Raw genomic sequence first — 21,933 nt, 5'->3', positions numbered from 1 at the left:
TCAAAGTAATTTTATACAAAAAAAACACCTTTGTCAACATTCCTTTTTTGCTTTAGGAACTTGATAAGGTGCAGATGCTTTGTCACTTTGTAAATATGTCTAACTTTTTCGTCTCATTAACCATTTGCCGGTGAGACATGAAGATGCTCCAAGTATGTATAAACTCGTCTATCATATTGAAAAGGATAGATATAATTCAATTGTTGTCCCACGGTTAATGCCGTTTGATCAAAGAAATGGCACATAGAAAACAGCGCCTGCCATACAGTTTCATACCTTCCATCTGCATATGTGGACAGAAGATGCCCCCAGCTCTCTTCGGACAAAAATCCCTCCAAATATTTTCCGCATTTACCGATACTAACGGAAAAGCCGGTTTCAATGCCCACCTGCCATTCGAGCATTTGAATTAGCATTTTCCTTATTTGGCCAAGATGTTCTTGAGCAAATAGAATTTCGCCTCTCCATAACCCTTTAGCCACATATGTCGAGACCCACCAAAACTCATTGCAACAATCGTTATAAAATTCAACAGTAGGTTTTTTCACCCAATGATCCTCATCAGACGGAGGAGAAATCATAGGAAGGCAACTATCTTTATCCATGATGATGGTCGTTAGCTTATCCTCCCGGCAATATTTTTCTTTTTGCTCTATCGGTACTAATTGTAAATCAATTCGGTTTCCGTCCAAGAAGAGCATTAAATAAGAGAAACGGCCTCCTAATTGTGGTGGAAATAATGACATGTCCTCCGGGGTTTGCAGGATGATCCTCTCACCGAAATCATCTATCCAGCCAGGATTTCTTCTGAAGGACTCGATATCTGTTACGAGATAGACGATATCATAATCTTGAAGCAATTCTTTTGGAACTTTATCATTCGTTCGTGACCCATTCATACAAACAGCTCGTATTCGTTCATCATTTTGTGCGATATGGACGATTAATGACATCATCTCTGCTTCTGTCCGCAAGATACATACACCTCCCGTAAATGAGTCGTGCCCTAATAGCTCCATGCCGAACGTTAATAGGCTGCTAGGTCACGCAATGCCTTTTCCACTTTATCTGGATTCACCATGAAGGATTTCTCCAATGGTGGCGAATAAGGCATGGCAGGTACATCCGGTCCCGCCAGTCTCATGATTGGGGCATCCAGATCAAAGAGGCAATTTTCCGCGATGATTGCCGACACTTCACTAATGATGCTTCCTTCTTTATTATCTTCCGTAATTAAAAGCACTTTTCCAGTTTTCGCGGCTGCTTCAATAATCGCTTCTTGGTCGAGAGGATAGACGGTTCGTAAGTCAAGAATATGAACGGAGATGCCATCACTAGCCAGTTTTTCCGCTGCTTGAAGGGCAAAATGGACGCAAAGCCCGTATGTAATCACGGTTACATCATCACCAACACGCTTTATATCCGCTTTACCAATCGGTAAAACATAATCATCGTCAGGAACTTCTTCTTTAATTAAACGGTAAGCACGCTTATGTTCAAAGAACAGGACAGGGTCCTCATCCCGGATGGCCGCTTTCAATAATCCCTTCACGTCATAAGGTGTAGAGGGCATGACGATTTTCAAACCCGGCTGGTTAGCGAAAATCGCTTCGACCGATTGCGAATGATATAGTGCCCCATGAACCCCTCCACCGTATGGGGCCCTGATGACGATAGGGCATTGCCAGTCATTATTGGAGCGGTAACGGATTTTTGCCGACTCGGAAATGATTTGGTTGATTGCAGGCATGATGAAGTCAGCAAATTGCATCTCCGCAATCGGCCGCATCCCATACATCGCCGCTCCAATGCCAACCCCGGCGATGGCCGATTCAGCAAGCGGCGTGTCAATGACACGTTGCTCCCCGAATTGTTCATATAAACCTGAAGTTGCCTTGAACACCCCGCCTTTTTTCCCTACGTCCTCACCTAATACAAAGACACGGGAATCACGTTCCATCTCTTCACGTATCGCCATTATTACGGCATCTATATAAGATATCACTGCCATCTTCTTTCCTCCTTACTTTTCTGCATAAACGTATTTAGAGAGCGTATCTTCTTTTGCGAATGGCGCTTCTTCTGCGTAATCAGTCGCTTCGTTGACAACTTTCATGATTTCTTCATTGATCTGTTTTTCCATTTCGTCATCCATGACACTTGTGGCTTTTAAATAGGCAGCAAAGGTAATGATCGAATCGATTTTTTTCGCCTCCGATACTTCATCAGCTGACCTGTATTGACTGTCATCATCATCGCTTGAGTGAGGCGTAAGCCTGTAGGAAACCGCCTCGATCAAGCTTGGCCCCTCACCGCGCCTGCCTCTATCGGCGGCTTCCTTCACTGCCTTATATACTTCGATCGGATCGTTTCCATCGACCGTCACGCCTGGCATGCCATAACCAATTGCGCGATCTGACACTTTTCCACAAGCCAACTGCTTTTCAATCGGGATGGAAATCGCATACTGATTGTTTTCGCACATTAAAATAACCGGAAGTTTATGTACACCCGCAAAATTCGCTCCTTCATGGAAGTCACCTTGGTTGGATGAGCCTTCTCCAAATGTGACGAAGGAAACGATATCTTTTCCTTCCATTTTTGCAGCGAGGGCAATCCCCACAGCATGTGGCACTTGAGTCGTCACTGGCGAAGATCCCGTCACGATCCGATTCTTCTTTTGACCGAAATGACCAGGCATTTGCCTTCCTCCTGAATTCGGATCTTCTGCTTTTGCAAAACTCGATAACATTAAATCCTTTGCTGTCATCCCAAACGCTAGAACGACACCTAGATCCCGATAATAAGGAAGAACATAGTCCTTTTCACGATTCAATGCAAACGCTGCCCCCACTTGAGAGGCTTCCTGTCCCTGACAGGAAACGACAAATGGAATCTTGCCCGACCGGTTCAACAACCACATCCGTTCATCTATACGTCTAGCCAACAACATCACTTTATACATTTCAAGCACGTCCTCATCTCTGAGTCCAACTTGTAGATGACGGTTTTCCACCATACATCATCAACCTCCTAAACAATAAGTAAAGTTACATTTCACGATAAATATCTTCCCAAAAAAATAGCGTTTAATTATATTATCTACTGTTATTACCTGGTACTAATTCAATATACTAATATCCTACCACTTTTCCGCTCTTTTTTTCAACTAATTCATTTTGTAAAAGTACTCAATTTTTGTTTAATTGAATGAAGAGCTTGACTTGTAGTGACAGTAATAAAGAAAATTTAGAACTATTTGCTTAATTAACCATTATTGGTTTTGACAATGGCTTTTTACGGACTTGACTTTGCGGAAAAAAGGTTGTAAATTTTAATGATTCAAAAAAATAACTGTTCACTTTGGAACAGTTCAAAAAGGAAAGAATGTGAAGCTCTTTGGAGACTGAAAATCAAAACTTAATACGTTCCGCACAACTTCTACGTTCATTTTGGAATGTGCAAAAAAATATCATGAGAATCGTTCAAAAAACAGCAATAGAAAATGGCTTAACGGTACCGCAATATTCTATTTTGATGGTGATTATCCTTCATGAGGATATGACGCAGAAAATCGTTGGGGAGAAAACATTTCTTCCAAAAAGCACACTGAGCCAAGCGGTCGATGGTCTTGTTCGTGCAGGGCTGCTCCATCGTGAACCAGTGGAGGGCAACCGTCGTGAGATTCAGCTTACCATCACCGAAAAGGGAAAAAGTTTATTGAAAGCAATTCATATGCATGAAGGCAGCATTCATCACTCCTTTCAAACGGTTCTTGAAATGCTTACCAAAGAACAATTTCAAGCTTTGGTTGACACACACCTTCAAATTACAAACCATTTAGAAGCACAAGCAACAGAACAAGGAGAGTGTTCGGAATGATTAAAATACTGAAAAATTTATCTGTTTATAAGTGGATCATTTTAGCAGTTTTCGGTCTGATCTTTATTCAATCGATGTCCGACCTCTTTTTACCGACACTGATGGCCGATATTATTGACAAAGGTGTCGTCCCTGGAGACACTCCCTACATCTGGAAAATCGGTGGAGTAATGTTGTTAGTTTCAGCACTTGGCGCATGTGCTTCCATTATCGCAAGTTACTATTCCTCCAAGGCCGCAATGGGAATGGGACGCGATATCCGCCTGAAAGTTTTTAATCATGTTGAGAAATTTTCATTACAAGAATTTGACAAAGTCGGTACGGCTTCACTCATTACGCGAACGACCAATGATATAACACAAGTCCAGCAAGTGGTTATTATGATGCTTCGTATGGTTATCAGTGCGCCTATTATGTTAATAGGTGGAGTGATTATGGCCGTTTCGAAGGATGCCAAATTATCACTTGTCATTGTCGTCACAATGCCTGTGTTGATTGGTTCCATCCTGCTCATTCTATATAAAGGTGTCCCTCTTTTTCAGTTGGTACAAAAACGTTTGGACCGTTTGAACCTTGTATTACGGGAAAACTTAACTGGGGTTCGCGTAGTGCGTGCCTTCAATCGTGAAACCGAAGAAAAGGAACGTCTTAAGAAAGCGAATAAAGAATTGACGGATGTCTCGATTAAAGTCAATAAAATCATGGCATTTATGATGCCTATCATGATGCTTGTCATGAACTTGACGGTTGTTGGTATCATTTGGTTCGGCGGAGTTAGGATTGATAACGGCGGTATGCAGATCGGGGACTTGATGGCCTTTATCCAATACGTGATGCAAATAATGTTCGCACTTGTCATGGCCTCCATGATGTTCGTAATGGTTCCGCGTGCGGCCGTGTCCGCAACTAGGATCAACGAAGTCCTTGATATGGAACCTTCATTCCAAGATGAAGGAACGGAAAAGGCAGATCGTGACAAAGGCACCCTTGAATTTGAACATGTGACGTTCAGTTACCCAGGAGCAGAGGAACCTGCCTTATCGGATATTAGTTTTTCGGCACGACCTGGTGAAACGACAGCAATCATCGGAGGAACAGGCTCAGGGAAATCAACGCTCATAAATTTGATTCCCCGCTTTTATGATATTTCAAGTGGATCCATTCGCGTCAATGGTGTTGATATTCGTAATGCCTCACAAGATGAAGTTCGGTCTAAAATTGGCTTTGTGCCCCAAAAAGCCATACTCTTTACGGGTACCATCGCTGACAACATTCGCTTTGGAAAACAAACTGCAACCAAAGAGGAAATTGCGCATGCGGCCCGTATTGCGCAGGCAGAAAATTTTATAAGTCAATTGAAAGACGGCTATGATGCAGAAATCGAACAAGGCGGATCAAACCTTTCAGGCGGCCAAAAGCAACGGCTCTCGATTGCACGGGCACTCATTCGAAAACCGGACATTTATATATTCGATGATAGCTTTTCTGCGCTTGATTTCAAGACAGATGCCAACCTTCGTGCTGCTTTGAAAGATGAAACGAAGAATGCGACTGTATTACTCGTTGCACAGCGTGTCAGTACAGTCGTGGACGCTGACCGAATCATCGTTTTAGACAAAGGGCACATTGTAGGCATCGGTACACACCAAGAGTTGCTTAGCACAAACGACGTATATCGTGAAATCGCCTTATCACAGCTTTCAGAGGAGGAAATAGCATGAGTAATCGAAAGAAACCTCAAAGCGGCGGGCAGATGGGGCACGGTCCTGGTGGCGGTAACATGATGATGATGGGTCAAAAAGCAAAGGATTTTAAAGGAACTCTAAGACGTCTTTTGGCCTATTTAAAGCCGCGGCGCAACGAATTGATTGCCGTGTTCTTCGCTGCCATCATGAGTACGATTTTCATGATAGTCGGACCAAAAATCATGGGAACGGCAATTACGGAATTATTCGAAGGAGCTTACGGTAAATTCCAAGGAGTACCGGGAGCTGCTATTAACTTTGATAAAATCAGCCAAATCCTACTATTGCTAGCTGGCTTGTATGTCTTAAGCAGCCTTTTCAACTATATACAACAATACATTATGTCCAGTGTCGCCCAAGATACGGTATATGATTTACGGGAAGATGTTAATAAAAAGCTGGAGAAACTTCCCCTTAAATATTATGAAGGGCGTCCAAACGGAGAAACGCTAAGCAGAATGACAAATGATATCGATACAATCGGGAGCACCCTTCAACAAAGCTTAACCCAGTTCATCACATCGATTGTAACAATAGTGGGGATTATCATTATGATGCTTTCCATCAGCCCATTATTGACACTAATATCCATTGTCAGCTTACCTTTGTCAATATTTGCAATCAGGCCCATTTTAAAAAGGTCCCAAAAACATTTTGCCGATCAACAGCGTACACTCGGTGAATTAAATGGGCACATTGAAGAGATGTATACTGGCCATCAAGTTGTTAAAGCATTCGGACATGAAAAACAGGCAAGTGCCCAGTTTACTAAGGTTAATGAAGAATTGTATAAAGCCGGAAGCAAGGCACAATTTATATCTGGTATCATCATGCCCATGATGTTTTTTATCGGAAATTTGAGTTATGTCCTCATCAGTGTAGTCGGCGGAATATTGGTAACGCAACGTTCAATCTCAATAGGTGATATTCAAGCATTCATCACCTATTCTAAGCAGTTCACCCAGCCGATCACCCAAACGGCAAATATCGCAAACATTATTCAGTCTACTGTTGCAGCAGCTGAGCGTGTTTTTGAGCTTCTTGATGAAGAAGAGGAAGTGAAAGAAAAAACCACTGCTAAATTAAATAGAGCAAATGGTGCTGTCACTTTTGAACACGTAGATTTTGGGTATGGTGACGACTTGTTAATTGAAGATATGAACATCGATGTGTTGCCAGGACAGACGGTCGCAATTGTTGGACCGACCGGAGCTGGAAAAACGACTATGATAAATCTCTTGATGAGATTTTATGAACTCAATGACGGGAAGATCAAGATTGACGGGTTTGATACGCGGAATATGTCCCGGAGTGATCTTCGTAGAAACTTTGGGATGGTGCTTCAAGATACCTGGCTCTTTAATGGTACAATTAAGGATAATATCGCTTACGGAAAAAATGGAGCAACAGATGATGAAATTTTTGCAGCTGCCCGCACGGCACATGCCGACAATTTCATCAGGACATTGCCAGATGGGTATGAGACAGTTTTAAACGAAGAAGCTTCGAACATTTCACAAGGACAAAAGCAGCTTTTAACAATCGCACGAGCTGTACTTGCAGATCCACCAATCATGATACTGGATGAAGCGACATCTAGTGTGGACACTCGGACAGAAGTCTTTATCCAAAAGGCAATGAACCGGCTGATGGAAGGACGAACCAGTTTTGTTATTGCCCATCGTCTTTCTACCATTAAAGATGCTGATTTGATTCTTGTCATGGATCAAGGGAAAGTAATTGAACAAGGAACACATTCACAACTTTTAGAGGCATCTGGCTTCTACGCAGACCTCTACAATAGCCAGTTTTCTGAAAGTGTAGCAGGATAACAAAAAGAGGCTCAATTTCTGATTGAAATTGAGCCTCTTTTTTATTCAGACCATGCTTCAGCCTCTTCTTGTTGATGTCTCATATTCTCCACCACTTCTCAAAGATTTGGGAATCAACTAAAGATAATCATTTGATTGTAAAAACTAAGCTTTTCCCGTTTGCTGTCCATTTATTTTCATGACGGCCTGTCAATTCAACCTCATTACTTGGCTAATAGCAACAAAGTATACAAAAGCACCCTAACGTTCTAAAGAAAGCGAACACACAGTATTACTTACGATAAAAAGTTGAGGGCATTATGCTCCTCAACTTTCTTGTTCCTTTAAACACTTCCTGTAACATGGCACTTTTCCCTATACTTACAAAGTTCATGCTATAGGTAAAGCTGCTTCTTCTTTCATAAGCCTTTTTCGATAAACAATATTCGACAGCTGGACACTCATTTCATAAAGCACAAGCAAAGGGATGATGACTAGAATATCCGAAATGATATCTGGTGGCGTAATCACGATCGAGATAATAACAAGGCCGAAGTAAGAAAGCTTGCGCGACTTTTTCAGTACAGTCGGATTGAGGATTCCTAATCTGGTCAGAAACATGACCACAAGCGGCATTTCGAATAAAATCCCAAATGGCACAATCAAATTAATCATGAACCGAAAGTATTTTTCCGCAGTGAACACCATCTCGAACTGCCCGGCGGATAAGGAGGTGAGGAAACCTAGCACGATTGGAAACAACACAAAATATCCAAATGAGATACCCGCGATGAATAAGATGAACAGCCAAGGAATGAACCAGGATGTCACTTTTCTCTCCTCGGGTTTCAACGCAGGCGCTACAAAGCGCCATAACTGATAAGCTGCTAGCGGTATCGTTGCCGCGATTGCACATACTGCAGCGATCATCATATACACCCAGAGAATATCACTTGGACCGAGCACGGCAAGCTTTCCGTCAATATCTTTAACGAGCAGCTCATAAATCTGTTGTACGTAGATGAAACTACCTATGAAGGCAACGACAAAACCTATCAGTGTTTTAATGATTCTGCTTCGGAGTTCTTGCAAATGCTCCATAACATGTACTTGCTTGCTCTCCACCTTCACATCTCCTTTTTTTAAATATGATTGGTCGATAACTTCATCAGAGGCCAACATTTTTGGAACCTAAATGAAAAAGAAGCGGGCGAGCCTTTCCACCCGCCCTATCTCTTCACATTCATCCCTTTTTTAATGCAGCCTTTTTCTCGTTTTCGTCCTCTTTATCTGAATCATTCACCAATCCTTTGGTTGCACTTTTGAATTCGGTTAAAGTACGACCGAAGGCACGGCCGATTTCAGGCAGCTTGGACGGTCCAAAAATGATCAGTGCTATCACGAGAACGATGACTAGCCCGGGTATCCCGATATTAGAAAGCATTTAAATACACCCCCTACCTATTTCATAATTTTTTGCCTAACAATTCTTTGTCGCTCCATCATTTCGTAACTTTCCTCCGCTGTTTAATTGTTTGCTTTTCATGTGCTCGACCATGTGCGCGTGTCCGATCTTCCTCGACTTCGCTCGTTTTTTGGACACCCTCCGTAACCGCTGCCGAAGCAACCTTTCGCAGTCCTGTTTGGTCCTTATCAAAAACAAAGGATGCTCGCGTCGATATATCAGCCCCTGGTTCTGTCACGAATGGGACTACACGATAGTCCGCCCTCCATTGTTCCGGTGTGACTTTGCACCGGACATAGCCGCGGTAATCATTAAAGAACTTAATGTGTGGATTCTGACTTATTATTTTATCCGTATCGGCACGCACGTCTGCGCCATTGCCACCGGATGTGATGGAAGTACCGACAAACTCCACACCGAAAATCCGTGAAGTTGGATCGTTGAAGTCCTGTTTTAAATTAGCGGCCCAGCTAGCATGAACATCACCGGTCAAAACAACCAGATTCTCGATGTTTCCGCTTTTTATGACATTAATCAGACGGTCACGTGCCGCTGGGTATCCATCCCAAGAATCCATGCTGAATTTTGGCGCGGTAGGTGTTCCATAGTTCCGCTGAGCAAAGAAAATTTGCTGCGGCAGGACATTCCACTGCGTTTTTGAATTCGAAAGACCGTCCGTCAGCCACCGTTCCTGCTCTGGACCGAGCAAGGTGCGCTTCGGATCAAGAGATTCAGGGGTTTGCGGTGAACTGGTGTCACCATTTGCCTGATCATCCCTGTATTGCCGTGAATCAAGTACAAAGAATGAAGCAAGATCACCATAAGAGAAATTCCGGTATAACCGCATATCCGCTCCCTTTGGCAACGACGATTTCCGAAGGGGCATATGCTCATAATAAGCCTGATAAGCAGCTGCCCTTCGCTTGATGAACGCCTCGACGGATTGTCCTTTTTCCGGGATGACATTTGCATAATTATTTTCAACTTCATGATCATCCCAAGTCACGACCCAAGGAAATGCTGCGTGTGCCGCTTTTAAATGAGTATCTGAGCGGTATTGAGCATATCTATTTCGATAATCCTCAAGCGAAATGATCTCAGGACTGCTATGTACACGGACATTCCCTGTTGAAGATACATATTCATTTGGTCCGTACTCATATATGTAATCGCCAAGGTGAAAAACAAGATCCAAATCTTCTTTTGCCAAATGTTTATAGGCCGTATAATAGCCATGCTCGAATTGCTGGCATGAAACAAATGCAAAGGAAAGGCTCGAAACACTTGAATCAACTGGGGGAAGTGTCTTCGTTTTCCCAGTCTGACTTACTTCACCGCCGCTTTTAAACCGGTAATAATAGACCTTATCCGGTTTTAGCCCACTTACTTCCACATGCACGGAATGGCCAAGCTCAGGTCTGGCAATTTCCTTACCTTGCTGGACAATTTTCCTGAAATGCTCGTCCTTGGCCACTTCCCATTTAACGGAAATGGCTTCTTTGGGCATTCCCCCTCCATTCAAGGGATCCGGTGCCAACCTAGTCCATAAAACCACACCATCCGAGAGCGGATCACCTGAGGCTACACCGAGGGTAAAGGGGTAATCACTGAATTTAGGGGCAGCATTCACTTCTATCCCGCCCATTGACTGGGCGAGGGCTAGACCTAATGAAAGCCCGGCAAGCTTACTTGCTCCCTCGATAAAATTCCGGCGGTCCATATTCTTGCCTAATCCGCTCCAATTCTTAATTAAATCATCCATTGCTCTTTCATTATTCATAGGTCAATCCCTCCTAATATTTAAATCTGCTTTAAGTATAGAAGGATATTTTTAATGGTAGATGAAGAAGTGTAAATCAATGAATTCCTTAATTAGGGATTTTCAATCAAGACTTTTGGTATTCACGACGCTCAGGTTCATTCTATCATTGACATTGCCCTATGAATAATTACATATCAGGACAGTCTTTCATCCTATTTTTCTTTATGAATCCTTTATTTAATCATAACAAATCGCAAGGAGCAGCTTCAGGTCATCATCGGAAAGATGGAAGCAATTAATCTTTTTCCGGGCTTTCAAGTACTTGAATAATAATTCATAAGTAAATACGTACTTTTCATTTAAAAACATCCCAATTTATGTAATAATAGATTTCATAACAAAAAAATAGTACACGAGGGATTTTGCATTGAATAGTATGGAAGCATTACATGAAAGAATCGAGATATTGAGGAAAGAATTGATCGCAACCGCATTAAAGTATGGATTCACTGCTCCAAACACATTACATATCAGTCAGGAATTAGATAAACTATTGAATTTACTAGGGCAAGAAAAAGAAACGATAAGTGTTCAACACATGTAAACATAACTTTTACATGTTTAATTACTTGTCGATTAATAAGAATCATTTGTATGATCTTCATGATTCGCCACAGAGAATCATGTAGCTGCATCTCCTATCCAATATCTCCCCACCTTATCTTGGATAATACCTCCTACTTACATAGTGCAGCTTGTTTCGGTTCATAAGACTTGAACACGCCCTGAATGTAATTGAAATAATAGCCAGACATCAAGTCGAGGAATGCGTACAATGAATGATAAAGATATATTAATGAAGGAATTACAAGAGCTTAAAACTTCACTGGAACATGAAGTAAGACGTGTCACCAAGATTATCGCTCAGTTAACACATGAAAATGATGCGGAGCTCCCGATAAAAGATGACCACATACATATGGAAACATCCAATGAATTATTCTCTTTAGTTAAAATACAACTCCAGCAAAAGGTCAGCATGCCAAGCTACGAAACATGGTTTAAAGATGTGTTTGCAGCTTCGGTTGAAAATGACCTGATGACATTAGTTGCACCTAACGAATTGGTCCGAGATTGGTTAGAGGAAAGGTACGGTAGTTTAATAATATCCTTACTTAAGGATATCAGTGGAAAAGATTACGAGATCCGGTTCATTGCGAAATAAGGCATTCTCATATAACGAAACGAAGCAGCCTTAAAGGCTCCTTCGTTTCAGATAAAATTCCCGATTAACGTTTACATGCAGCCTTTTGGCTGTTTTTTTGCTTTAAAATCACCACAGTTCATTAAGTCTAGCAATTTCTAACCATTATTCTTTCTATATCTTACTCTCAAATCAACCATGGCCAATTATAAAACAAACCATAGGAAAGGATTATTCAAGGAGACCCTTCCCATTATCGTTAATACGCCTAATGTAAACTATTGAATACATACACTCGCAAAAATACTATCGGAGATACATTACTCAATAGTCTCTTTCATGACTTGGAACCACAAACACTTCTACCACATGTTTGTCTAGGATTTCCTGCATATTTTTTGGTACTTCTTTGTCAGTAATCACTATATCAATGGAATCTAAGTCACATATCCTTTGAAAAAAGGTTTTATAAAATTTCGTTGAATCTGCAATCACAATGACCTGGTCAGCACGCTTAATCATTTCGTGTACGAGGAGGCCTTCTTCCTCGATGGAAGTTGAGAGTCCCTCAGAAGATATTCCGCAAGTGCCAATGAAGCATTTATTCACCTTATAATCTTGTACATCTCTAATGGCTCTTGAACCATAGATGGCTTGGTGTCTAGTGCTTAATGTTCCACCTAATAAATTGACTTTAATATCTTCTCTTTGGCTCAATACACTGATAAGGTTAATTGAATTAGTCACGACAGTGTTGTTTCGGCTCGTTAAGTTTTTAGCCAAAAATTGAACTGTTGTAGAGGCATCCAAAATAAGATGATCTCCGTTGTTAATCAAAGAAGCTGCAAATTTTCCGATTTTATCTTTAGCTTCCGATGCCATGTTCATACGCTCACCATAATTATGGACTTCATTGGAAAGCAAAGTCTTTTTTGCTCCGCCCCGTATTCGGATGATCTTTCTCTTCTCTTCTAAATGTATTAAATCTCTTCTGGCCGTATCTTTAGATACATTATTTATTTTACAAATTGTTTCAATATCAATCCGTTCATGTTCGTTTAAATATTGAACAATGGCGTCTAGTCGTTCATCCTGTAGCATGATCTCACCTCATAAATGTAATTATAAGTTAATCAAAGGTTAATCACAACGAAACATGCATTATTGGATTCGAGTCAATATACTAGAAAACTGAATAGTTAAATTTTAAGCTGTATCCCTCATTTCCACTGCGATAATGCCTGTATGGAATCCTGTCATGCGATATTATGAAAAGAAGAAGTTAACCACATACCCATTTAACTTGATGAACAGTGGTAGGGCGTTTTTAAACAGATTCAAACATCTCTTTTTTTGCTTTTTTTTCCTTTCGGTTATATACGAATTTAGATAAGCTGACACTGCTTTCATATAAGACTAATAAAGGTATCGTAACTAGGATATCTGATATAAAGTCTGGTGGAGTAATTAAAATGGAAATTACTATTAAAATAAAGTAAGAATATTTCCTAATCTTTTGTAAACGGTATGGATTTATAATTCCTAAACTTGTTAAAAACATGATGACAACGGGCATTTCAAACAGAAATCCAAAAGGCAATGTCATCTGAAGCAAAAACCGGAAATATTTTTCCGTTGTAAAGAACGTAGTGAACATATCGTTTGATAGCGACATTAAAAAATTCAGTACGAGAGGTAATAAGATAAAGTAACCAAAACTTATTCCTAATATGAATAAAATAAATAGTGCAGGTATGTAAGCACTAGTAACTTTGCGTTCTTTTAGTGTTAACGCTGGACCTACAAAAAGCCAAGCTTGGTGTGCAGCAACAGGTATAGTAGCCGAGATGGCAACGACGGAGGCAATAATTAAGTAAACGACTATGATATCACTCGGACCTAACACAGCTAGTTTAAACGGCAAATCTTTTACTATTATATTATAAATGTCTTGAACATATATAAATGTCAGAATGAGGAACAGCAGGAATACGACCAAAGTGATAATTAAACGTTTACGTAGCTCCTCAAGGTGCTGAATTATGCTCGTGTTTTGATTTTCCAACTTCATCACTCCAGGAAAAAAAGATGTAAGACAGATCCTACATCCCCTCTTCATTTATTAGATTAGTTTTCTTTCTTATTGGTCTCTTTTGCATTTGTGTCATCTGCTACAAGTTCTCTAGTAGACTTTTTAAATTCTCTTAATGTTGAACCAAACGCCCTTCCGATTTCTGGTAACTTTGAAGGCCCGAAAATAATAAGAGCAATCACTAATACTAGCACCAATCCTGGTATTCCAATATTTTGAAGCATAACTTCCCCCATGGGTATTCATATTTTGTAATCCGTTTTTTAAAAGCTAATAGCTTTAGCAAAAATAATCTATATTCTTATCCAGTTTCCCATCCTTGATTCCGATTAGGAAAGGGATAGTCCGAAGCAACATAAACATTGAAAAATCACGCTATTTAGATTAGACACTCTTTCTCACTCAAACTTATGTACGCTACTGTGCTCATGTAACTCATTCACCAAGTTTCTTAATGAATAGTAAACTTGGGTGTTTTAGAATTCACGCTATCAAGAGAACCCGAAGACAAAGTACCCTTATGCAATACGGCAGCGCGCTTAGGCAGACGAGCTACTGCTTCGGCCGAGCAGCTTGCTGGAACGAGTATAGCGGTTGCGGCATCGCCAACCTTTGGCCAAATTTGCTTGCCTGACTCGTTTAACGGTGTAATGCCACCGGTAGCAAGGGAGAGCGAGCGAGACAGGTTGTATTCGTTTGACCACCCATACAAATCGGCAGCGAGATGTGCCTTCTGCAGCGTATCGCCAATCCCGAATGGTGACCAGTGATCGGTAATACTGTCATTACCAAGCATAACGTTTACCTTCTGCTTTTGAAGTAGCGGAATCGGCATAACGTCTTTACCCATTGGAACAGTTGAGGCGATAGAGATACCGAGCGATGCAAGACGGTTTGCCATTTCTATGTCGGCTCCATCCGCTAACGAGGCGAGCGAGAACGCATGGCTGATGGTCACTTTTCCCTGCAGACCGGCTTCCTCAGTCAGATCTGCCAATCTACTAATTGCCTTTATGCCAGTTTCGCCACCTTCATGAAGGTGAATATCAATACCTGCTTTATAGTCTACTGCGATTTGCACCATGGTTTGCAACGATTTTTCCATATCCCCGTCGACCTTGGTTGGGTCTAGTCCGCCAACATGTGTAACTCCGAGATGCATTGCGTCGCGTATCAGTCCTTCAGCATTGGAACGAAGCAAGCCATGTTGAGGAAAGCCAACAATTTCATGTGATATTTTATCTGAATAATTCTCTAAGGCACGATTGAGTTTCTCAAGATTTTTTAGTCCAACGACTGGATCGATGTTGCAATGACTTCTGACATATGTCGAGCCGTAGCCAAGAATTAGTTCAATTAATTTTTCCGCACGCTCTTGGGCAGTAGGAAGCAGCTCCAGTAGCAGCGACTGCTCCAAGGTAATCATATCGAAAATCCCATTTTTCCTTGTGGCTGCCGCTCTCCAAGGACCGCCATAAAAGGTTTTATCCAAATGAATATGCATATCTCTAAACGAAGGAAGTAGTAGCATGCCTTTCGCATCATAGCAATCGATACCTTTTCCGTAAGGAGACTTAGTATCTAGTATTTTGGTAATGATGCCTTTAACAATATGTATGTTGCGCAATACGGTTTCGGTTGCCACAACCTCGCCATCTTCATACTTGTATCCACTTTCCAAACGAACATTCAACAACATGTAGGAACTGTTTTTTCCTGGTCTTTTGGCGTTATTGCCAGTCTTCTTTTTCTCTGCATCCGCACTTGCCATCTCAGGCATGAATAATCCCATCGTGTCCGTGACACCGAGAACAGCGGAAGCGCCGCCAATTTTACAGACGTTACCTATAAACTTTCTGCGGGACAAACCATCCTTTTTCTGATCCACCTGTAAAATCCTCCTCTTGTACATGTAGTTTCTAAGATGATCATAATTATAGACTTCATTGAATAACAAAAAGGACGATTCAACCCACCCACATTTGATGGATTTTACTCTTTTATTCCAAATTCGACTATTTATTCTAGTTGTATTTTTGGATATTATTCAGTTAACAATCGTCAGTAACATAATCTCACCCTTATAAGTAATTATAAGTCTGTTTAATTTTAATTGCAATTATATTTGCATTATTTTAAGTTTTTTTAAGTTTTTAAAGATAATGATTTCTCACTTTTTATTTTTACAATAGAAAATCGCTTTTTCTTTTTAGAAGACCTGGTGATGAAACACGTCAATCGATCTTGTTAGTTCTAATGGGGACGGATTGTCAAACAGGATTGCGTGTGGATGAAATCACTGAACAAACACATCTTTCTCGACCCGCTGTGTCCCATCATCTTAAGATTTTACGAGATGCCGGAGTTATTTTAATGCGTAAAGAAGGGACAAAAAATTTTTATTATATTAATGTACGTACAGAATTAGGTTTATTAAAAACGCTTGTGTTGGATATTGATAAGTTCATGCAGAATTTTTATTGAAATGATGAATTTAAACGAACATTATTGGGAGGTATAGGCTATGAAAGCAATAGTTATAGATAGGTATGGGAAAGTTCCCATCCGTTTGGCAGAAATGCCCACACCTGAAATTGGTGAATATGAGGTACTCGCAGAAATTCATACAGCTAGTATTAATCCTGTTGATTTTAAGATACGCGATGGGAAAGTGAAATTGTTAGTTACCTATAAAATGCCTCTAATCTTAGGGAATGACTTTTCTGGTGTCGTTGCAAAGGTTGGCACAAAAGTGACTCGTTTTAAAGTTGGTGACGAAATATATGCACGTCCACGGAAGAGTAAAATTGGTACTTTTGCTGAATATATCGCAATTCATGAAGATGACATCGCCTTAAAGCCAAAAAATTTGAGCTTTGAAGAAGCAGCATCGATCCCACTGGTTGGGTTAACCTCCTATCAAGCCCTAACAGACATTTTGCAATTACAAAATGGACAAAAGATTTTAATTCAAGCTGGGGCTGGTGGTGTCGGTACCTTTGCTATCCAACTGGCCAAATTAATGGGTGCCACTGTTGCAACGACTGCCAGTGAAGCTGGTGCGAATTTAGTTAAATCCCTTGGTGCAGATGAAATTATAAATTACAAGACAGAAAAATTTGAAGAGAAACTGAAAAACTATGATGCCGTATTTGATACACTTGGGGGCGAGACTCTCGAAAAATCATTTCAAGTGATAAAAAGCGGAGGAAAAATTGTTTCCGTTTCGGGATTACCGAATGCTCGTTTTGGCAAAGAATATGGTTCCGGATTTTTTAAAACGTTGTTGTTTTCAGCAGCAAGTCATAAACTTACTGCGCTTGAAAAAAAGCATAATGTTCAATATACGTTTTTGTTTATGAAGCCAAGTGGAGAGCAATTACGTATAATCGCAAACTTTATTGAGACTGGTAAAATCAAACCTATAATTGATAGAGTTTTCCCTTTTGAAAATGCTCAAAAAGCGATGGAATATGCAGAGTCTGGCAGGGCTAAAGGGAAAATAATATTAAAAATCAAATAGTTATGAAACGAAGCAAAGCTCCTTGAAAAAAGCATTTAGCAGAACAAGAAAATCCATTTTAACCATGCGAGAGCTGATTGGATGGGCAAAAAGATAAAGGGAAAAGAATTAAGAGCAACTCATTTTTTTCGGGGAGCCTATTAGAATGCTGCGGATTTACGAGATGTTAATTTCAGTGGAGCTGGTCTGTCCACCATTATATTTTTGAGCCAAATGCAAATTAATTCGTCTAAAGTTGATTAAAGACAACATTACCCTCTCATATACATCGACCTTTTCATTGGATTAACTAATTTTGTTTCTGTTTGTGGATGGAAAGAGACTTTTTGAAGATGGTCTTACTATCAGTCTTATTCAAGAAAAGGGCGCGATTGTTGAATAATTAAATCCCAATTTCTCATTTATATCACTGAGAGATTGGGATTTTTATTACGGGATTATCCTTAACGTTGTAAATGCGCGTTTTGCTGGCGGTACCCCTTGCCCAACAAGTTAAAGTTTTATAGTACCCCCAGAACGAAATCTTGGACTTTCTTGTAACTTATAAGCTCAATTTATCGTGGTGAGGGTGACCTATTTCCTTGGGTTGATGGGCATGGGCGGTACCCCATAAATGAAAATTAAGACTCTTGACCGGTTTTTGGCTTGACACTTACGAAGATAGGGTTGGAATAAAACCACAGGTCTTTATAGTTCCGTTTGTTGATTTGACCAAATCGGGTTTCGTTGTCTTCTATGTCAGTCTTTGGATCGATTAACGGCTCACCGTTGCTCGTTTCTCCAGGGACATTCACCCCTAGATTCGTGCCTCTCAGACGGAAATATTGGTCCTTGTTCGCTTTCACTTTATAAGAGATGACATTGTAGCCAGCGCGATCGGTTTTCCAGTCTTTGCTTGTGAAGCGTTTAACGACTTTAGTCGTATCGTTGGTGTCCTTGCTGTAAGTTGCTGTGCCTGGTACGGTTTTCCCGGTTACATCACCGGAAATTAGATCAACATGATCCACTTGAACCCGATCGCCGTTGTTGTTCTTTTTTGGGCTCTTGAATCGGATCGTAATTTTGACCATTTGTCCTTCATTTACTTTAAGGACACCGCCCATTTCTGCCTTTCTGTTGGAGCTTGCAACTTGGAAATCAAGTGCGTTAATTAAATCTCCGAAAACAGAGAACGATTTCCCCGACCGCATGCCGTCCAGGACAGACTGCATCGTAGATCCGTTTATCCACGTATAATTTTTAGAGTACTTACCAGGCCAGTATCCGCTGGAGTAGAGGCGGTTATCACTGATTTCAAAATGGGAGTCTGAATTAGCAAAGTTCCAGAATCGGCGTCCTTCTCCGAGGAGTGCATCCCATGTGCCACCCAATTTAGCAAGCATGTAATCAGAACCACCGTAAGTCCGGTTTTCTGGCGTGGTCAGGTTTAAGCCACCTCTGTCGGGTTCCATCTGGTTGCCGGGCATGCCTTCAAATCCAAATACGACGTTTGGAGCGATATTGTTAAAGTCACGGAAATCCGAAATGGTGTACACCCTTTTTCTTGAAGGGTGATTCAAAAGGACATAACTTGTCTTCTTATAATTTTTCTCAAGCCATCCCAGCGCTTTACGAGCATCTTCGCGAGTAGTGTAGGCTCTTTGGTCCTGTGCTTTCCAGACGGCTACATCCGCTGGATCAAACATCTTTTCATCTCGGTCCGTAAACAAATACTCGAACTGATTTCCCGCTTTCAAACTTTTCGCTGATCCGGCCTGGTCGCCTACAATGCCGATGCTGAGATGCTCGTAAGTAGGCATGTCCCATTCAAATCCTGAAAAGATAATTTTATTTCGATATTTGCCTGTTTCCTGCAGTTGTTTTATTTTCGGAGCTTGATATTGAATGATTCCCTGTGACAAGGGAATCGGTCCACCCGGAATCGTGTTTCCTTCATCATCCCGTGTAGACATTCTTAAGTGATCGGAAATTGCCATCCAATCCATATCATACTTGTCAAACGCTTTGTCGAGCACGCTTTTAAGAGGAGACTGCTGAGTATCGTCGGACTGAGCGGTATGGGCGTGAAATTCCCCTTTCATCCATCGACCTCCAGAATTCGTCTGGTTGTTGTCTCCTGCTTCTATTGCAGCCACTGGCAGACCTTGAGAAAGGATGGTAAGGCTGAGAGCCAAGGCCGTTATTGATTTGAATTTGTGTAACACTTTGTCGATCCTCCTTAGTATTGAAATTACGAACACGATAATTTTATAAAAACAGTTTTAAGTAAATGTTAGGGGAATGTATCTTTTTAGTAAAGGGGTACCACCACATCGCCATCAAGCTAAGGTGAATTTGTATCATCATAACGAAAAAAACGCTATTCTTTTTGTAGAAATATACAGCAAGGATGGCGTTTTCTATGAGTTTTTCTGTTTCAGACGAAATGAATCTCTTTTCTCAAGAACTTCAAAACTACTTATCTCCATCTTCTCTACAACAATTAGCTAAAGAAGTTGGATTTGTTCAACGTACAAGTAAATATCAAGCACAAGAATTCATTGCTTTATGTGTGTGGCTTAGTCAACAGGTCGCGAGTACACCACTCATACAATTGTGTAGCCGTCTCGAAGCATCTACAGGTGTGTCCTCATGAGCCCCAAAGGGCTTAATCAACGATTTAATGGTTCAGCCGTACAGTTTCTTCAACAAGTACTAGCTAATCTTCTAACTCTAAGAATTCATTCAACACAAGAAATACTTCATCCATACTCCACGACTTTTAAACGTATTCGGATCCTAGATTCTACAACATTTCAACCTCCAGATCAGTTTGCTTCACATTATCAAGGTTCTGGCGGAAGTAGCCATACCGCAGGTGTTAAAATCCAACTTGAATATGACTTATTGAGTGGGAAGTTCCTCCACGTTTATGTAGGAGAAGGGAGAGAAAATGATAAAACCTTCGGTTCCACAAGTCTACTAACCATTCAACCGAAAGACTTATACATAAGGGATTTAGGGTATTTCGACTTACACGACTTACAGAAAATGAATGATGAAGGTGCTTACTATGTCTCGCGTTTGAAGTTGAATTCTCGTATATATCGTAAGAATGATGAACCAGAGTTTTTTCGGAATGGGACTGTGAAGAAAGGTACTCTCTTTATTCAGTTAGACACGGAAGAGCTTATGAATCAATTACAACCTGGTCAAACACTTGAAATTTCAGAAGCATACATTGGGCTGTATCAAAAACTACCCGCCCGAGTGATTAGTCATCGACTAACTGAGGTACAAACAGAGAAAAGATTGAAAGAACAAGCAAAAAAAGAATAGAAGAAGGGCATTACCTATAAAGACCGAAGCAAACGATTAAGTGGAATGAACGTATATATTACAAATCTTTCATTAGAGGACGTTCCAACGGAACATATTCATGAACTGTATTCGTTACGTTGGCAGATTGAAATTCTATTTAAGACATGGAAATCTTTCTTTCAAATTGACAAGTGCAAAGAGATTAAGAGGGAACGCTTAGAGTGTCACTTGTATGGGCAACTTATTAGCATTTTACTCTGTTCATCTACAATGTTTAGAATGCGTCAGTTACTTTTAGATAAGAAAAAGAAGGAGTTAAGTGAATATAAATCAATCTATATGATAAAAGACTATTATTTATTGTTTTATCAAGGATTACAAAAGGACGCCAAAGAATTATCAAAATTTTTTCTACGTCTGTTTCACCTTTTGGAGAAAAACGGACGGAAATGTCATCGTTATAACAAGAAAAAGGTCTTTGATATCTTATGTATTGTGTATGATTGTACGTCACAAAAACTTAAAGTTGCCTAATATTTTTTAAAAAAACCTATTTGATGGTATTTTTTGTAATGCGCATTTTTAGTGTTACCATAGCACACACTTTTATATTATCTCTTGCGCGCTTAGCTTGAAGGCGATGTGGCGGTACCCCTTGCCCAACAAGTTAACATAACTGGATACCCCAAAATGAAAAAATGAGCTAAATTCTCATAAACAACTAGAGAGATATAAAAATTCCGTTTTGAGATACTTTAGAATAAGACTTTTCGGAGGATTGCGACAGCTGCTGGATTAAAGGTTGATTCAGTCCTTCTAGGCTTATTATTATACCAGTTGGAAGCCTCCAAACGACTACATAATTGCGTAAATGATTTATCCATCGTTTAACCGATGATCAAACGCAAACTCCCCTAAAAAAACAAGCGATTCAAGAAAAGAAGAAAGGCATTGTCATGAAGGAGAAAAGAAAGCACTTGATGGGCACGTGGTGAGAACCCTATATGAGTTTCCTTAATATAATACTGATCTCTTCCAAGTGATATTTACCGGCCATTCCCCGATTGAATATCGAGAAAAGGCCGCATCTTACTATTTTTATTGTCTACTTGAAAGGGGTATGTGCATGTACAGCTTCTTTTCTATCTG

General features: G+C 40.5%; 17 protein-coding genes and 2 pseudogenes. 8 read left to right on the top strand and 11 right to left on the bottom strand.

Translation table 11 applies throughout. From position 1 onward, the window contains the following. Window positions 1–116: 116 nt before the first annotated feature. The 3 genes from ASU00_RS11545 to ASU00_RS11535 are packed head-to-tail and all read right to left on the bottom strand — an operon-like array spanning window position 117 to window position 3,019. A complete protein-coding gene (locus tag ASU00_RS11545; RefSeq protein ID WP_057913613.1) occupies window positions 117–974 on the bottom strand; it encodes an aminoglycoside 6-adenylyltransferase in 858 nt (285 codons plus the stop codon). Between the two features lie 53 nt (window positions 975–1,027). Continuing rightward, window positions 1,028–2,011: an alpha-ketoacid dehydrogenase subunit beta gene (locus ASU00_RS11540; RefSeq protein ID WP_057913612.1), complete on the bottom strand. Its 984-nt coding sequence runs from the start codon at window positions 2,009–2,011 to the stop codon at window positions 1,028–1,030. Between the two features lie 12 nt (window positions 2,012–2,023). Continuing rightward, window positions 2,024–3,019, bottom strand: coding sequence for a thiamine pyrophosphate-dependent dehydrogenase E1 component subunit alpha (locus ASU00_RS11535; protein WP_057913611.1), 996 nt, complete (start codon window positions 3,017–3,019; stop codon window positions 2,024–2,026). A gap of 455 nt (window positions 3,020–3,474) precedes the next feature. On the opposite strand from ASU00_RS11535, the gene ASU00_RS11530 reads away from it, so the two are divergent. The 3 genes from ASU00_RS11530 to ASU00_RS11520 are packed head-to-tail and all read left to right on the top strand — an operon-like array spanning window position 3,475 to window position 7,459. Beyond that, entirely contained in the window at window positions 3,475–3,882 is a 408-nt protein-coding gene (locus tag ASU00_RS11530) for a MarR family winged helix-turn-helix transcriptional regulator (RefSeq protein ID WP_330219533.1), read from the top strand. Further along, complete coding sequence (locus ASU00_RS11525) at window positions 3,879–5,603, top strand: ABC transporter ATP-binding protein (protein WP_057913609.1); 1,725 nt, start codon at window positions 3,879–3,881, stop codon at window positions 5,601–5,603. The genes ASU00_RS11530 and ASU00_RS11525 overlap by 4 nt, the downstream gene beginning before the upstream one ends. Beyond that, window positions 5,600–7,459, top strand: a complete 1,860-nt coding sequence (locus tag ASU00_RS11520) for an ABC transporter ATP-binding protein (protein WP_057913608.1) — start codon at window positions 5,600–5,602, stop codon at window positions 7,457–7,459. The genes ASU00_RS11525 and ASU00_RS11520 overlap by 4 nt, the downstream gene beginning before the upstream one ends. A 369-nt stretch (window positions 7,460–7,828) precedes the next feature. On the opposite strand, the gene tatC (ASU00_RS11515) is transcribed toward ASU00_RS11520, so the two are convergent. The 3 genes from tatC (ASU00_RS11515) to ASU00_RS11505 all read right to left on the bottom strand — a co-directional run bounded on the left by tatC (ASU00_RS11515) (window position 7,829) and on the right by ASU00_RS11505 (window position 10,683). Next, entirely contained in the window at window positions 7,829–8,539 is a 711-nt protein-coding gene (gene tatC, locus ASU00_RS11515) for a twin-arginine translocase subunit TatC (protein ID WP_413783522.1), read from the bottom strand. A 142-nt stretch (window positions 8,540–8,681) separates the two neighbouring features. Beyond that, window positions 8,682–8,882: a twin-arginine translocase TatA/TatE family subunit gene (locus ASU00_RS11510; protein ID WP_057913607.1), complete on the bottom strand. Its 201-nt coding sequence runs from the start codon at window positions 8,880–8,882 to the stop codon at window positions 8,682–8,684. Window positions 8,883–8,940: 58 nt separating this feature from the next. Further along, window positions 8,941–10,683, bottom strand: coding sequence for an alkaline phosphatase D family protein (locus ASU00_RS11505; protein ID WP_057913606.1), 1,743 nt, complete (start codon window positions 10,681–10,683; stop codon window positions 8,941–8,943). 418 nt (window positions 10,684–11,101) lie between these two features. Between ASU00_RS11505 and ASU00_RS24485 the strand changes: the two genes are divergently transcribed. Together ASU00_RS24485 and ASU00_RS11500 are read left to right on the top strand one after the other, a co-directional pair. Beyond that, complete coding sequence (locus tag ASU00_RS24485) at window positions 11,102–11,269, top strand: aspartyl-phosphate phosphatase Spo0E family protein (RefSeq protein WP_152983743.1); 168 nt, start codon at window positions 11,102–11,104, stop codon at window positions 11,267–11,269. A gap of 231 nt (window positions 11,270–11,500) precedes the next feature. Then, complete coding sequence (locus tag ASU00_RS11500) at window positions 11,501–11,890, top strand: DnaA N-terminal domain-containing protein (protein WP_057913605.1); 390 nt, start codon at window positions 11,501–11,503, stop codon at window positions 11,888–11,890. 303 nt (window positions 11,891–12,193) lie between these two features. On the opposite strand, the gene ASU00_RS11495 is transcribed toward ASU00_RS11500, so the two are convergent. The 4 genes from ASU00_RS11495 to ASU00_RS11480 all read right to left on the bottom strand — a co-directional run bounded on the left by ASU00_RS11495 (window position 12,194) and on the right by ASU00_RS11480 (window position 15,849). Further along, the gene (locus tag ASU00_RS11495; protein ID WP_057913604.1) at window positions 12,194–12,970 is read right to left on the bottom strand and encodes a DeoR/GlpR family DNA-binding transcription regulator; all 777 of its coding nucleotides are present in this window, start codon (window positions 12,968–12,970) and stop codon (window positions 12,194–12,196) included. A 226-nt stretch (window positions 12,971–13,196) separates the two neighbouring features. Next, window positions 13,197–13,940, bottom strand: a complete 744-nt coding sequence (gene tatC / locus ASU00_RS11490) for a twin-arginine translocase subunit TatC (protein ID WP_413783519.1) — start codon at window positions 13,938–13,940, stop codon at window positions 13,197–13,199. A 56-nt stretch (window positions 13,941–13,996) separates the two neighbouring features. Further along, window positions 13,997–14,185 (bottom strand): twin-arginine translocase TatA/TatE family subunit, encoded by a 189-nt coding sequence (locus ASU00_RS11485; protein WP_057913602.1) that lies wholly within the window; start codon window positions 14,183–14,185, stop codon window positions 13,997–13,999. Between the two features lie 227 nt (window positions 14,186–14,412). Continuing rightward, window positions 14,413–15,849, bottom strand: coding sequence for an amidohydrolase (locus ASU00_RS11480; protein ID WP_152983738.1), 1,437 nt, complete (start codon window positions 15,847–15,849; stop codon window positions 14,413–14,415). A 332-nt stretch (window positions 15,850–16,181) separates the two neighbouring features. On the opposite strand from ASU00_RS11480, the pseudogene ASU00_RS11475 reads away from it, so the two are divergent. Both ASU00_RS11475 and ASU00_RS11470 read left to right on the top strand, forming a co-directional pair. Next, window positions 16,182–16,445 (top strand): annotated as a pseudogene (locus ASU00_RS11475) (ArsR/SmtB family transcription factor); the annotation flags it as partial. A gap of 40 nt (window positions 16,446–16,485) precedes the next feature. Continuing rightward, entirely contained in the window at window positions 16,486–17,484 is a 999-nt protein-coding gene (locus ASU00_RS11470) for an NADP-dependent oxidoreductase (RefSeq protein WP_057913601.1), read from the top strand. 620 nt (window positions 17,485–18,104) lie between these two features. On the opposite strand, the gene ASU00_RS11465 is transcribed toward ASU00_RS11470, so the two are convergent. Beyond that, window positions 18,105–19,688, bottom strand: coding sequence for a CehA/McbA family metallohydrolase domain-containing protein (locus ASU00_RS11465; RefSeq protein ID WP_057913600.1), 1,584 nt, complete (start codon window positions 19,686–19,688; stop codon window positions 18,105–18,107). Between the two features lie 197 nt (window positions 19,689–19,885). Between ASU00_RS11465 and ASU00_RS11460 the strand changes: the two are divergent. After that, window positions 19,886–21,318, top strand: a pseudogene (locus ASU00_RS11460) (IS4 family transposase). Window positions 21,319–21,933: the final 615 nt, after the last annotated feature.

The sequence above is a fragment of the Peribacillus muralis genome (genome assembly GCF_001439925.1).
Taxonomy (GTDB): domain Bacteria; phylum Bacillota; class Bacilli; order Bacillales; family DSM-1321; genus Peribacillus; species Peribacillus muralis.
The sequence above is the reverse complement of the archived record's forward strand: the minus strand, read 5'-3'. Positions and strand labels throughout refer to the sequence as shown.